Here is a 13,160-nt window from a genome sequence, read left to right as displayed (position 1 = left end):
GCTGAAAAGATAATATTTTTAATCTCTAATTCCATTTGGTTTGCGTTCTCTCATATCGCTTTTAGTCTAAACTCCAGGTTCTACCATTCAAACACAGAATCAACAGTTGGAGCGTTGTGGTTCTGGCTCGGCTCTTGCTTTTCCTATCCAATCAGTTACAAGACAACTGAAAGATTGGGGTATTGATTAGTCAATTGTTGTCTAGTAAAATTGCTCATTCAATGGCTAAATAATCAAGGCGGACTTAACTAATTATCCCCTCGATTTCTAGATCGGTAAACCCAAATTGCATGAAAATCCGCAACACATAAGCTGGTGACGTTTCCTGCACCGATATCAATCGGAACAATCATTTTTAGACCTTCAATTTCACGCCTATATAAACGATGCTCCCTTTTCCCCTCTCGGTAAAACTGACATCCGTTTTATTCTTAAATTTTAATTGATACTTTAGGTTTTAAAGATGGAAGGTTTTTAGGCATAAACTTTTCTGATACCAATTTCCTAAAATAATGCTACAGTTAGTAGGTGTACCTTTGGTGAATTAGTACCCAAATATAAGGAAGAAAAATGTCAGGAGTTGTCAAAATTGAAATTAGGGAAACAGAAGAAGAACTGAAAGCTCTTCTGAGGAAAGAGAAAGATGCGACTCGCCACGAAAAACTGCAAGTCCTGTATTGGCTCAAGACCCAAACTGTAGAAACCGTATTATCGGCTGCTGTGCGGTTAGGAAAACATCGTACCACAATACAAAGATGGTTGTCTAGCTATCGAGCGGGGGGAATAGAAAAATTATTATTTCAGAAACCGCGTTCGGGAAGACCAAGAGTAATGAATCCCGAAACTATAGAGAGATTATCAAAGGAATTGCAAGAGCCAGAAGGATTCAGTAGCTACAAAGAAGTACATCAATGGTTGACAAGCTGCTGTGAAGTAAAAGTGGCATATCGGACAGTACATCAGTGGGCGAGATATCGGCTCAAAGGGAAATTAAAAGTGCCACGTCCCGTGAGCGAAAAACAGAAAAAAGGTGCAGTAGAAGAATTTAAAAAAAACTACCATCGTTGATAAAAGCCAGCCTGAGTCAAAGTGAGAGCTTTTTAAAGCAGTGGCATAAAATTCGCTATGGGAGTCAAGACGAAAGTCGAATGGGGCTACATACAATTCAAAGAAGGAAATTAACTGGCAAAGGAATTAAGCCTCACGGAAAGGTGCAATGGGACTTTATATATCTGTGGTTATATGGAGTAGTAGAGCCTCAAACAGGAGCGGGATTCTTTTATGAATTTACGCATCTAGACGAGCCGTGTGTTTTGAGAAGTTTTTAGAGCTATTTGCCGCTGCTTATCCTCTTGATTTGCATATCATTCAACTAGACAATGGAGGATTTCATAGTTCATTGAATCTAAATATACCAGAAAACGTGATTTTACTATTTCAGCCGGCCTATAGTCCGGAAGTAAATCCCATAGAAAGGCTGTGGGGGTATATCAAGGAACAATTGAAATGGTTGAGATTTGATGGCCGAGAAGAATTGAGAGAGGCTCTGCAAAAAGAGTTAAAAAATCTGACTAACGAAGTGATTGCTTCTTTGACTGGATATCCATTCATATTAAAGGGGTTATCTGTAGCAAATATTTAGGAAATTGGTATAAGCTGCAGAAGTGTCTGAGGGTTCTGCATCTTCTAAAGTTAGAAACTCGTGTAATTCATTAATAGAAAGAGGGCTGAGATAAACATCAGACTCGGATTCATAGACTTCGGAAAATGACTCAATAGCTTGTTTGAGTTTATCAATAGATTGTTCGGGAGTATTTCCTTGTCCCACCAATCCATTTTCTAAACACAAAGAAACCCAATAATCAGCACTTTTTCGGAGAATCACAGTGTAATAATCAATCATCTTTTCTTTGGAAATTAGTTTTAATTGAATCAGCAAATTTTGAAAACACACTAATAATTTAACATCCGATCGCCGATCTGAGAATTACCTCCGCAGAAACACCTGGGCTCCAGAAAGGTATAGAATACTTAGGATGCAGCAATCAATTTACCCACTATGACAGAAGACAAAACATTGACAACCGCTAGCGGAATTCCGGTTGCAGATAACCAGAATTCCTTGACTGCGGGTGAACGCGGGCCTATCCTCATGCAGGATTTTCACCTGATGGAAAAACTGGCTCACTTCAACCGGGAACGCATTCCTGAGCGCGTTGTCCATGCAAAAGGAGCCGCTGCATTTGGCACGTTTACCGTTACCCATGACATTACTCGCTACACCAAAGCTCAGCTATTCTCAGAAGTTGGCAAAGAAACTCAGGTTCTCCTCCGCTTCTCTACCGTAGGTGGCGAACAAGGTTCAGCGGATGCCGAACGCGACCCCAGAGGTTTTTCGATCAAGTTCTACACCGAAGAAGGCAACTGGGATTTAGTAGGCAACAACACGCCTATTTTCTTCATCCGCGATCCCCTCAAATTCCCTGATTTTATCCACACGCAAAAGCGCCATCCCCAAACGCATCTCAAAGATCCTGACGCGAAATGGGATTTCTGGTCGCTGAGTCCAGAAGCTTTGCATCAGGTGACAATTCTGTTTTCCGATCGCGGTACGCCGAAAAACCACCGCCACATGGACGGTTTTGGCAGCCATACGTTCAGCGTAATCAACGATCGAGGAGAACGGGTTTGGTGCAAATTCCACTTCAAAACCATGCAAGGTATTGATAATTTCACCGCCGAAGAAGCGACGCAGATCAAAGGCAAAGACCCCGATCATGCGACTCGCGACTTGTTTGAGGCGATCGACCAAGGTAATTATCCCAAGTGGCGGTTTTGCATTCAAGTAATGACCGAGGCCCAGGCCGCAGAGTATCGCGAAAGCCCCTTTGACTTGACAAAAGTGTGGAAGCACTCAGAGTTTCCGTTAATTGACGTGGGAATTCTTGAACTCAATCGCAATCCACAAAACTTTTTTGCGGAGGTAGAACAGGCGGCATTTTCCCCTTCTAATGTCGTTCCAGGTATTAGCTTCTCTCCAGACAAAGTGCTGCAATCTCGCATCATGTCTTATGCAGATGCTCAACGCTACCGTCTCGGTGCAAACTATCAACAATTGCCCGTCAATCAACCAAAGTGTCCGGTGATGCACTATCAACGGGATGGCGCAATGGCACCGGGTAACAACGGTGGTAGCGGGCCCAACTACGAACCCAACAGCCACGAGGACGCGCCGAAGCAAAACTCGGTCTATGCTGACCCAGCTTGGGACTTAGGAAATGTCAAAGTCGATCGCTACGATCACCGTAAGGGCAATGACGATTACACCCAAGCAGGAGACCTCTATCGCTTGATGAAACCCGACGCACAGCAGCGACTTGTCGCTAACATTGTGGAAAGTTTGAGTGCAGCAAAACCGGAGATTCAGATGCGCCAACTGTGCCATTTCTTCCGCGCCGATCCGAATTACGGCCGCCAAGTCGCAGAAGGTTTAGGAATTGCGATCGATCCGTCGATGATGCCCGCTGCTGGTCAACCCGTTGGTGTGTAGAACCCGCGAACATTCAATTAGACATCTGCTTTTTAGCAGATGTCTATTCTCACATCTTGCAGTATTGTTGCTGAACAGGCATCTTGCCTGTTCCACAAGAAAATCTACTCTTTGTGGAACAGGCATCTTGCCTGTTCCACAAAGGATTATTGACAATGGTGCAAGATCTCAGTATTGAAACTATGCGTGTAATAGGCACTCTTAGCCCGCGTCTTAGGTGCAAGTTAAATGCAGTAAAGCTTAACGTCATGGAGTTGGGGGCGATCGCGATTTTTAACAAAGGCCTCTTGCAAAGCGACAGAACCAACTAAAATAAGTTGAGGAACTGCAAGAAAAACCAAACAAGGGAAACAAAACTATGACTTTACCAGTTGGGTGCGCTGCCCCTCAGTTTACCGCCAAAGACACAAACGGCAACACAGTCTCCCTGTCCCAATTCGCCGGTAAAACCGTAATCTTGTATTTCTACCCGAAAGATGACACCCCCGGCTGCACAAGACAAGCCCAAAGCTTCAAAGCAGCCCATGAAGAATACAAGGGCAAAGATATAGTAGTTCTCGGTGTCAGCCGAGACAACGAAGAATCGCACCAAAAGTTCACAGAGAAATACGGTTTGCCTTTCCAGCTATTAGCAGATGTTGATGGCACGATTACCAAAGCTTACGATGTCGAGAAAGGCGATTATGCCAAGCGCGTTACTTTCGTCATCGACGGTACCGGCAAAATCATTCAAGTTTATGAGGGCGAAACCATGAAAGTTGACACTCACGCTCAAGATATTCTTGTCACCATAGTTTAGTCGAAGTTTAGGCGATCGCACTAACCTTCCTGGATACATTAAACGGCTAAAAACCCGGTTTCTTTCTAGATGCCTCGTTGCTATAGGCAATATTCTCGTAGAAACCGGGTTTTTTTTGTAAGTCCTGACCGAAAGCATCCAGGATACAAGCCCCCGGATTCATCCGTGGGGTCAATGCTTCAATGCTTCAATGCTTCAATTCTAAAATCTAAAATCTAAAATCTAAAATCTAAAATCGATTGACTCAGCAAATGAGGGGTCAAGGGTACAGGGGGAAGCAAACTACTCGAACTAAATTCCTTCCCTCAAAACTTGCACCACAAATCCGCTCAACCACCCATTTATTCGGTTAATGTGCTTAGTGTGCGCCTAAAGTTAGATTTGTGGCGCAACTCGCCCCAATAATTAAAAACTTATGCTGGAAAACGCATTAACCGCCCGTAGGCTTAATCTAGGGGCGGTTTTTTCCTGGTTCGGGTCATTGTGTTTGATAAAATCAGAAGTTATCCTTGCTTTAGCTGAATAACTAAGTAGGTAGAGGGATATATAATGACAACCAACAACATTATTTTGAGTTACTTAGGCCCGCGAGAAATTGAGGCCAATAGAGCCGCTGTCTTAGTTGGCAGTTTTGACAAAAATTTAGTGGCAGCGATTTCAGCAGCAGAAGGCTCAAATGCGCTGAATGTGGGGATAAATCTCTCTAGAGGCATTTGGAACATCAGTTTAGAAAAAGGATTCGATAGCGCAGGAACTCGCACACTGCAGGTGAGGGCAACTGATAAGACAGGCAAAGTTATCGGCCAACAAACAATTAACATCAAAGTTAATCCTGCTTCTCAGTCGCCCGCTCAATTTTTCACGTTAATTACTCTCAGAGATACCGTATTCAAAGCCGGAACACTGCCCGCGAGCAATCTCAACCCGCAGCAAAAAGCGGACATACCTGCAGGTAAAACTTATCAAATTACCGACTACGAGTTAGAAGACGGACACCTGAACATTCAACTAAATAATGCAATTTCTCCGGTGGGAAAGTCCGGCTTTTTATACGAAAAACACGTACTCATCACCAAAGGCGCAAAAATTCTCATATTCGATCGCGCCGAGTTGCCGGCCCCGCCGCCTGGAATGCAGTTACTGTGGGTTATCAAAAAGACATGGTTAAAGTTAACCCCCGCAGATTCTGCAACTTTAGGAGCAACTCAGAAATTACAATTTAACGCGGGAGAAACTTTCAATCTTCTTGGCTACGCTTGCGTGGAAAACCATTTTCGAGTCGCTTTTGCTCGGGCAGTTCCTAACTTAGGAACTTCGGGATTTGTGTACTGGCAGCACGTCCAAATTTTGCGAGACGGGAGGGGAATTGAGTATGATAGAAATGCAGTTACGATGACTGTTATCAAAACTACTGCGATCAAAAAGCAGCCTGTAAATGCCGCTAATCTGCCACCCCAAGAAAAATTTACCTTGCCGGCGGGAATGATTTACGGAATTGCCGGATTCTCGATCGAACAAAGCCACATTAAAGTCTCGCTGACCGAGAATTTGCCGCAATTTGGCAATACGGGTTTCATTTATCCCGATTTTGTGCAATTCAGCCGCGGTGGCAAATCTTTCAATCCCGCTGTGAATTTAAGTTATCAAGGGCCGTCAGAAGTTTTAGTAAATCAGCCGATCGTCCTTCGGGGTACTTTTGACCGGCAACAAGCAGCAAAAATTGAGGTGATAGCTGAGGATACATTGCCCCTAAGCGTCACGCTAAACCAACAGGCCAGCACTTGGCAAGTTAATTTGTCTAAAGGATTTAGCGTAGCTGGAGCTCGGTGGCTCAGGTTGCGGGCCACTGACAGCAAAGGCAACGTTACTGGCAGCCAAATAATTTACATAACCGTAAGTTCCGATCCGCTGACTGTCGGACAAGGTTTGACCTTAAAAATAGTTTCTGACACTTTGTTTAAGGTAGCTCCGCTTGATTCTTCCCGGCTCAACAATCAGCAAAAAGTTTTTGTCAAAGCAGGCCAGACTTTGGCGGTTAGCAAATACGGATTTATTGACGGGCATCTCAAGGTGGTTGTGGATTCAGCAATTTCACCGATCGGCACTTTTGGCTATTTTTACGAACCCGACGTTCAGCTTGCCAAAGGCTCTCAAATCCTAAGATTTGACCTGGCAGACGTACCGAATAGCAACGTCAGCGCTCAACTTTTGGTAACTCAAACAACTCAGATTAAAGGTCAACCAGAAGATTCATCTAAACTGCCTGCAAATCAAGTTGCTCAAATAACTTTAGGCAGCACCTATGCCATCACTGGTTATGCCTGCATTTTGGGGCATTTCCGAGTAACTCTCGCCGAACCTATTCCCGGTTTCGGCAATATCGGATTTATTTATTGGCAGGACGTTAAAATTAAAAAAGACGGCAAAGAAGTTCCCTTTGACCCCGATGCTTTGACGATGACAATCCTGCAAGCAACAGTCTTTAAAAAACGACCGGTAGATGCTGCTAGCCTGAGCAGTACCGAGAAAACTACGCTGCCTTTAGGTCGAGTTTACGGCGTGAACAGCTACGGTGCGGAAGGATCTCACCTGAAAGTTTCCCTGACTGAAGAACTGCCTAATTTGGGCAATACAGGTTATGTTTTTCCTAGTTTTGTTCAGTTCAAGCGGGGAGATAAAATTTTCGATCCGGTTCCGAACAATGTGGAATTGAACGTGCCGTATTTTTCGCAGCGGGACAATCCGCGTTTTGATTGGTCTACTTGCAACGTAACTGCGATCGCGATGGTATTTTATTACTACGGCGTTCGTTCTGAGTGGGGCGGACAGTTGGAGGATGAGTTGTTGCAGTGGTGTTTCGACTATGCCGGTCAGGGTTCTCAAACCGATCACAACGTACTTTCGGCACTGATTCAAGCTTACGAGTTTAAGACAAGTTTTAGTACGACTCGCACGTGGGCCGATGTGCGATCGGAATTGCTGAATCGGCGGCCGGTAGTTTTAGCGGGAGATTTTACTGCGGCCGGTCACATTATTACTTTAATTGGCTACAATTCTCAGGGTTATATCGTGCAAGATCCTTGGGGAAATGCACTCACCGGTTACAGCGATACTGAGGGGAGAAAGTTGATGTATCCCTACAGCTACGTCAATCAAGTTGCTGGGCCAGATGGGAATGTTTGGGCGCATTTTATCTCTCGATAATCTACTCTATCGTTTGCAAGTAGTTTGAGGCACTACGACTATTCGTAAGGTGCGCATTACAGCTATTCGTAAGGTACTCCGTGCGCACCCTACATAACTCAGGCAATCTTGCGCTTTATTTTGCGTTTCGCTGCACCAATGCCTAGAATCCCAAGTCCGGCTAAAGTACCGAAGATAGTAGCAGGTTCTGGTACTGGTTCAGCAGAGCCTTGTTCAAAAGAGCCTTTAATGGCGATCGCATCGTTAGCGCACTCGGCAAAAAAGTTAGCAATATAGTTCCCCGAAGGCATTGAGGATTTATTGAAACTGAATCCGATTGTTTGAGAACCTACTGCATTAAACTGAGCGAAATTAAGACCGAGGGCGCTCAAAGTTGCTGGCGTTAAAACATTGATTTCTCCTACTTTTGTACCCGTAGCAATTGAGTTGAGAACCGTCCAGTTACCTGTTTGTTCAAAATAGGGGTCTGTGGCAGCTAAATCGCCCATTGATGGGGTTCCGCCTTGAGATGAAGCTACCGTATTGAATTGATTTAAATTAGTAAAGCCAGAGTTAGTTTGGGTGACGTTTTTAGCAGTAACGTTACTGTAAATGCCTGTTGTGGCTACGCTTGAGTCATTTCCTCCGGCAAAGCGGATACCAAACAAGCTGCCGTTTGCGTTAGCTGTATTGAAATTTTGACCGGAAAAATTGAAGAATAAATCGCCGTAGTTGATGTTGCCTCTTTGAGCTAGTGGGTCGGCGTATCCTGCTAAACTCAGATTGGAGTTAATCGCGATGAAAGCTGTATCTGAGGTTTCTTTGATGGCGATGCCGTAAAATTCAAATGCGCCGCCGCCGATTTGATCCCCTGTCACGCCATCGCTGAAGGAATCGATCGCATAATTCCAGCCGTTAGATAGCGTTGCTGCTGTAGCTTTTTGTTGCTGTAGTGCGATTATTGCAAATAAAACAGCCACTGAGTAAGTCAAGTGGATGCTGTTTCTAGTAATGGAAGTCATAACATTCTCCCGGGGAAATGAGTTTTAAAGTATCAAGTCTGCTCGATCGACTGTTTTTAATTTTCAGTCAATCATATATTTCGGCCGAATTTATTAAAGTTTCGGTAAAGATTGGGTGAGGCGATCGCATTATATCAATTATATCGGTTAAAAAAACGAACCCATGCCAGCACTCATACATGATGTATAGGACACCGCGAGTGCCTAAGTCTCTACCCGCATTAATTTTAAGGACACGGCACTGTCGTGTCGAAAGCTGTGGGTAATATTAATTCCGATGTGCGATTCGTTTAGCCTAAATGGATAGGTACTCCTATTCAGGGACGGTTAGCCTGACTCAGATGAGTCAATGATAACTGATTACACTTCTGGGTGAGACATTAAGTCAAGTCCTAGTCCGCAGGTGCAGCGGTAAAAGCATATCCCCTATCAATGTTAAATAGCAACTAACAGGATAAAGCGGGGATAAAAGGCAGAAGACTCCTAGCCGAATGGGGTAGCTGTCGAGCAAGAACTTATGCGTAGCGAAAGCAAAAATGTGTCTGAACCACCGTTATGATAGATGGTCAAACGGCTGACTGACCAAGCCAAAAGGCAAGGATAGGGCATAAGCAATTATCGGATTGACTTATTAGCACTGCCCAAAAACCCGGTGGAAAGCATTACGCTGTCATGTTCAACCAATGTGTAATCGGAACGAAGTAAAGCTCTCACAGCCCTTAAAAATAAGTAGGTTGCTAGCCGTAAGCTGTGAGTGTGTGGGATGGTTGCAGAAGCCAATGCCCTGTTGTAATGACAGAGATATGCTGACAGCGCCGGGCGATGTAAAAGATAGAGACTAAGTAGCCCTCTAAAAGCCTAATGCCACAGAAAAATCTGATGGTGGGATGTAGGGGTAAAAGGAAAACTATCAAGCCGTAGCAATCAGATCATGATTTGATCGTACTGTATCCATAACCAGGATTACATCACTCAGGAGCCGTGTGCGGTGAAAGTCGCAAGCACGGTTTTGTAGGAGAGATGGTAGGGGACACCCTACCATCGACTCTCTAACGTTACCGGATTTGATATAAGTCCTGTATCGGTGCAAATAAACCGACTACCGGGTTTAGGCTGTTGAGTGGAGCAATAAACTGCCTGCTATTCAAGATCCCGGCTTTACCGGCCCCTACAAGATATTATTGTTTTTTCCTGCCGATCTATTTAATTAATTTTTGATAAATTACCAATAAAATTTGAAGGGTGTGTGATATAGTTTCCAGTTGCACCGGAATTATATAGAGGATACGGCAGTGCCGTGTCCCTACAATTAATGGCGGTAGGGACACGGCACTGCCGTCTCGAAAGCTTTGGGTAATATTAATTCCGATGCTATCGGATTTGATATAATGTTGTAGATGCCGATGCCTGATTCTGTTAATATTTCGATTGTTTGATTAATAATTTTCATAAATTGTGTGTCATCTCCAACCCTGTTAAATAATTATAATTACGTTTGTTGTGATGACTTCAGTCCTCAAACTTCTAAAAGGCCGATCGCCCACAATTTTACTAATTTTACTAGAAGCGATCGACCCAATCGGCTCTACACGGCTCGACAAACTGTGAATCAGCACTTTTTCTGCAAGTGCTGCACAAAGCGAGAATTGGAGAATCAAAAAAATTTCGACGGCGAGGAGCGATCGCACGTTTTTAGAACACTCAAGAAACTTTCTGCCATACATCCGGTGCAGGCATCGCGGGTTCCTTCTAACTCTGGCGGTGTTTTCAACACTTGAAGCGCTGCATAAATCAATCAAATTTCACAAATAGTTGCGAGCAACTATTGGGCATTGCCATTTTTTTAATGCTCTTAACATATCGCCGAGAGTTCGTTGACTATCTTCACTCTTCCCCTGAGAACAGAACGCAGCAGGCGGTTGATCGAAAGTCTGCATTCATCGTCGAGAGAGTCGTCTAAAACAGCAGCCATCAAACCGTAGCGATCGGCTAAAGTCAAACAACCCGTATCGCTAACAGAGGCAAGCATTTCGGAAATAGCGCCGGGGATAAGTTGAACTAAAAACATAAGACGTTCCCTGAATTCGATACTTATATCATCTCTCCTTCTCTAAAAATTAAGAGTGACGCTGGCATAGCAGAGAACGTGATGTTTTGAGGCAAACTGTGTGACAGCGACCGCTCTAATTGTGTGACGAACTGCGTTTTAAGTCTGCGATCTTAGTCACAAGATGATTTTATATCTTCCAATTTCCCCCTCTGCCCTCCCAAATCTAAAGATTTAAAGAGATTTTTTCGCTGCGTGGGTGTCTTTACCCATTACCCATGTATAAAACGCATCAGATGTATGCGAAAAATTCATAAAACTCAATATTTTGTAAAAATAGCTACGAATGTTTACAGTGGTGCGCTTTACATTAGCTCATAACTAAGGTGCATGGAAACGCAGCGATCGACCGAACCATCGGTAGCAACTATAACCATAAATAGTTTTGCGACGTTCGAGCCAGCGCCCAGTCAAGCTCAAGTTTACAGAAGACCAACCATGCTTAAAAGAAATTCGATCTAGTAACTAAATATACAGTTTTAAATCTATACACTCACTAAGGTTAGCAGGAAACACACACTTTATGCTCCAAGTCAATACTTCTCCCCAACAAGCCAGCAGCGAGGGTAAACCGATGACCCAAACAGTAGAACCCAAAGCCCAAGCCAGCCTGAACAAGTTTGAAAAACTCAAAGCCGAAAAAGATGGCTTAGCATTAACAGCCGAACTCGACCACTTCGCCGAGATCGGCTGGGAAGCAATGGACGAAATCGATCGCGAGCACCGCCTCAAATGGCTCGGCATCTTTTTTCGGCCAGTAACTCCCGGCAAATTCATGATGAGGCTGCGCTTGCCCAACGGCATCATTACTAGCAATCAAACGAAAACGCTAGCAGAAATCGTCCAGCGCTACGGGGACGACGGCAGCGCCGACATCACCACCAGACAAAACCTGCAACTGCGCGGAATTCGCATCGAAGACGTGCCCGATATCTTCCGCCGCCTCAAAGAAGCGGGCATGACCAGCATTCAGTCTGGCATGGACAACGTGCGCAACATCACGGGTTCCCCAGTCGCGGGCTTGGACGCGGACGAACTGATAGATACGCGGGAACTGGCGAACCAAGTCCAAGACATGATTACCAACAGCGGCGAAGGCAACCCCGCGTTTTCAAATTTGCCGAGAAAGTTTAATATTGCGATCGCAGGCTGCCGCGACAACTCAGTTCACGCAGAAATCAACGACATCGCCTTCGTACCCGCTTACCAAGACGGCAACATCGGCTTTAACGTTTTAGTCGGCGGTTTCTTCTCCGCCAAACGCTGCGAAGCTGCAATTCCTCTCAACGTCTGGGCAAGTCCCAGCGACGTTGTAGATTTGTGCAAAGCCATATTAACTGTGTTTCGCGATCGAGGCCCGAGAGCAAACCGCCAAAAATCGCGGCTGATGTGGCTGATTGACGAACTCGGAATTGAACAATTCCGAGCCGCAGTGGAACAAGAATTAGGTCGCACTTTGCCCGCCGCCGCCCTCAAAGATGAAATCACCTGGGACAAACGCGACCACATCGGCATCTACCCCCAAAAACAATCTGGGCTCAACTATGTAGGGCTGCACGTTCCCGTCGGACGTCTGCAAGCATCGGATTTGTTCGATTTGGCCAGAATCGCCGAGGTTTACGGCAGCGGCGAACTCAGGCTCACCGTCGAAGAAAACGTCATTGTTCCCAACGTTCCCGACTCGCGGATTGAATCGCTGGTCAAAGAACCGCTGTTGCAGCGTTTTTCCATCGACCCCGCACCCCTGATGCGAGCCTTGGTTTCCTGCACCGGCTCGAAGTTTTGCAACTTCGCCCTCATCGAAACCAAAAGCCGCGCCGTGGCAATGATTGAAGAACTCGAAGCCGAACTGTCAGTTCCCAAACCGGTCAGAATTCACTGGACGGGTTGCCCCAATTCCTGCGGTCAACCCCAAGTAGCAGACATCGGTTTGATGGGCACAAAAGTTCGCAAGAACGGCAAAACCCTCGAAGGTGTAGACATTTACATGGGAGGCACAGTGGGCAAAGACGCTCATTTGGGTACTTGCGTCCAAAAAAGCGTCCCTTGCGAAGACCTCAAACCAGTGCTGCACCAACTTTTAGTCGATAACTTCGGGGCCGTTCTCAATCTATCTCAAGAAGATGAGGTAGCTTCCCTCAACCGGCAACTGCAACTGACGGTTGACAGGGACGAAACGGCAGTCCCGGCAGCCAAACCTCAGACATCTACTGTCATTTTCGCTCGATCGGGCAAAGAAGTTGCTTGCAGCGAAGATGAGTTCATTCTCGATGTTGCCGAACGGGCCGGAGTCGAACTTGACAGCAATTGCCGGTCGGGAAGCTGCGGCACTTGCAAGCAGCAACTCCTAGAAGGACAAACAGTCTACGACAGCCAACCTGACGCGGCCCGAGACTTAGAACCAGGGTTCATTTTAGCTTGCAGCGCGCGGGCGATCGGCAAAGTGTCGATCGACGCCTAATCTCACAATGTGAGGTGCGATGCGAAGGTCGCGAGGCA

Annotated in this window: 12 protein-coding genes; 8 read left to right on the top strand and 4 right to left on the bottom strand. The window is 45.4% G+C overall.

The window, feature by feature from the left end; all coding sequences use genetic code 11:
* The first annotated feature begins 570 nt into the window (after positions 1 to 570).
* Both QUA20_RS08400 and QUA20_RS08395 read left to right on the top strand, forming a co-directional pair.
* Positions 571 to 1,068 (top strand): helix-turn-helix domain-containing protein, encoded by a 498-nt coding sequence (locus QUA20_RS08400; RefSeq protein ID WP_333187559.1) that lies wholly within the window; start codon positions 571 to 573, stop codon positions 1,066 to 1,068.
* 238 nt (positions 1,069 to 1,306) lie between these two features.
* A complete protein-coding gene (locus tag QUA20_RS08395; protein WP_333187557.1) occupies positions 1,307 to 1,642 on the top strand; it encodes a transposase in 336 nt (111 codons plus the stop codon).
* On the opposite strand, the gene QUA20_RS08390 is transcribed toward QUA20_RS08395, so the two are convergent.
* Positions 1,622 to 1,903 carry a type II toxin-antitoxin system HicB family antitoxin gene (locus tag QUA20_RS08390; RefSeq protein ID WP_333187555.1) on the bottom strand — a complete coding sequence of 94 codons (282 nt, stop codon included), beginning with the start codon at positions 1,901 to 1,903 and terminating at the stop codon, positions 1,622 to 1,624. The two genes, QUA20_RS08395 and QUA20_RS08390, sit on opposite strands and share 21 nt — an antisense overlap.
* 156 nt (positions 1,904 to 2,059) lie before the next feature.
* Between QUA20_RS08390 and QUA20_RS08385 the strand changes: the two genes are divergently transcribed.
* The 4 genes from QUA20_RS08385 to QUA20_RS08370 all read left to right on the top strand — a co-directional run bounded on the left by QUA20_RS08385 (position 2,060) and on the right by QUA20_RS08370 (position 7,553).
* Positions 2,060 to 3,550, top strand: coding sequence for a catalase (locus QUA20_RS08385; protein WP_333187553.1), 1,491 nt, complete (start codon positions 2,060 to 2,062; stop codon positions 3,548 to 3,550).
* A gap of 155 nt (positions 3,551 to 3,705) precedes the next feature.
* The gene (locus QUA20_RS08380; protein WP_333187551.1) at positions 3,706 to 3,861 is read left to right on the top strand and encodes a hypothetical protein; all 156 of its coding nucleotides are present in this window, start codon (positions 3,706 to 3,708) and stop codon (positions 3,859 to 3,861) included.
* Positions 3,862 to 3,908: 47 nt separating this feature from the next.
* Entirely contained in the window at positions 3,909 to 4,349 is a 441-nt protein-coding gene (locus QUA20_RS08375; RefSeq protein WP_172192900.1) for a peroxiredoxin, read from the top strand.
* 549 nt (positions 4,350 to 4,898) lie between these two features.
* Complete coding sequence (locus QUA20_RS08370; RefSeq protein ID WP_333187549.1) at positions 4,899 to 7,553, top strand: C39 family peptidase; 2,655 nt, start codon at positions 4,899 to 4,901, stop codon at positions 7,551 to 7,553.
* 98 nt (positions 7,554 to 7,651) lie between these two features.
* Here QUA20_RS08370 and QUA20_RS08365 read toward each other — a convergent pair whose 3' ends face one another.
* Positions 7,652 to 8,554: a PEP-CTERM sorting domain-containing protein gene (locus QUA20_RS08365; RefSeq protein WP_333187546.1), complete on the bottom strand. Its 903-nt coding sequence runs from the start codon at positions 8,552 to 8,554 to the stop codon at positions 7,652 to 7,654.
* Between the two features lie 1,309 nt (positions 8,555 to 9,863).
* The gene (locus QUA20_RS08360; RefSeq protein ID WP_333187544.1) at positions 9,864 to 10,004 is read right to left on the bottom strand and encodes a hypothetical protein; all 141 of its coding nucleotides are present in this window, start codon (positions 10,002 to 10,004) and stop codon (positions 9,864 to 9,866) included.
* A 7-nt stretch (positions 10,005 to 10,011) separates the two neighbouring features.
* Between QUA20_RS08360 and QUA20_RS08355 the strand changes: the two genes are divergently transcribed.
* Complete coding sequence (locus tag QUA20_RS08355; RefSeq protein WP_333187539.1) at positions 10,012 to 10,332, top strand: hypothetical protein; 321 nt, start codon at positions 10,012 to 10,014, stop codon at positions 10,330 to 10,332.
* A 74-nt stretch (positions 10,333 to 10,406) separates the two neighbouring features.
* On the opposite strand, the gene QUA20_RS08350 is transcribed toward QUA20_RS08355, so the two are convergent.
* Entirely contained in the window at positions 10,407 to 10,622 is a 216-nt protein-coding gene (locus tag QUA20_RS08350) for a hypothetical protein (RefSeq protein WP_172190671.1), read from the bottom strand.
* A 562-nt stretch (positions 10,623 to 11,184) separates the two neighbouring features.
* Between QUA20_RS08350 and QUA20_RS08345 the strand changes: the two genes are divergently transcribed.
* Positions 11,185 to 13,122, top strand: coding sequence for a ferredoxin--nitrite reductase (locus QUA20_RS08345; protein ID WP_445304653.1), 1,938 nt, complete (start codon positions 11,185 to 11,187; stop codon positions 13,120 to 13,122).
* Positions 13,123 to 13,160: the final 38 nt, after the last annotated feature.

The organism is Microcoleus sp. Pol7_A1 (assembly GCF_036701085.1).
Lineage (GTDB): Bacteria > Cyanobacteriota > Cyanobacteriia > Cyanobacteriales > Microcoleaceae > Microcoleus > Microcoleus asticus.
Note: the sequence above shows the minus strand (reverse complement) of the source record. Positions and strands in the feature narration are given on the sequence as shown.

Bases quoted from the DNA above. Each gene is read 5' to 3' on its own strand.
- QUA20_RS08400 (WP_333187559.1), top strand. From the start codon at position 571: ATGTCAGGAGTTGTCAAAATTGAAATTAGGGAAACAGAAGAAGAACTG.
- QUA20_RS08390 (WP_333187555.1), bottom strand. From the start codon at position 1,903: ATGATTGATTATTACACTGTGATTCTCCGAAAAAGTGCTGATTATTGG.
- QUA20_RS08385 (WP_333187553.1), top strand. From the start codon at position 2,060: ATGACAGAAGACAAAACATTGACAACCGCTAGCGGAATTCCGGTTGCA.
- QUA20_RS08380 (WP_333187551.1), top strand. From the start codon at position 3,706: ATGGTGCAAGATCTCAGTATTGAAACTATGCGTGTAATAGGCACTCTT.
- QUA20_RS08375 (WP_172192900.1), top strand. From the start codon at position 3,909: ATGACTTTACCAGTTGGGTGCGCTGCCCCTCAGTTTACCGCCAAAGAC.
- QUA20_RS08370 (WP_333187549.1), top strand. From the start codon at position 4,899: ATGACAACCAACAACATTATTTTGAGTTACTTAGGCCCGCGAGAAATT.
- QUA20_RS08365 (WP_333187546.1), bottom strand. From the start codon at position 8,554: ATGACTTCCATTACTAGAAACAGCATCCACTTGACTTACTCAGTGGCT.
- QUA20_RS08360 (WP_333187544.1), bottom strand. From the start codon at position 10,004: ATGAAAATTATTAATCAAACAATCGAAATATTAACAGAATCAGGCATC.
- QUA20_RS08350 (WP_172190671.1), bottom strand. From the start codon at position 10,622: ATGTTTTTAGTTCAACTTATCCCCGGCGCTATTTCCGAAATGCTTGCC.
- QUA20_RS08345 (WP_445304653.1), top strand. From the start codon at position 11,185: ATGCTCCAAGTCAATACTTCTCCCCAACAAGCCAGCAGCGAGGGTAAA.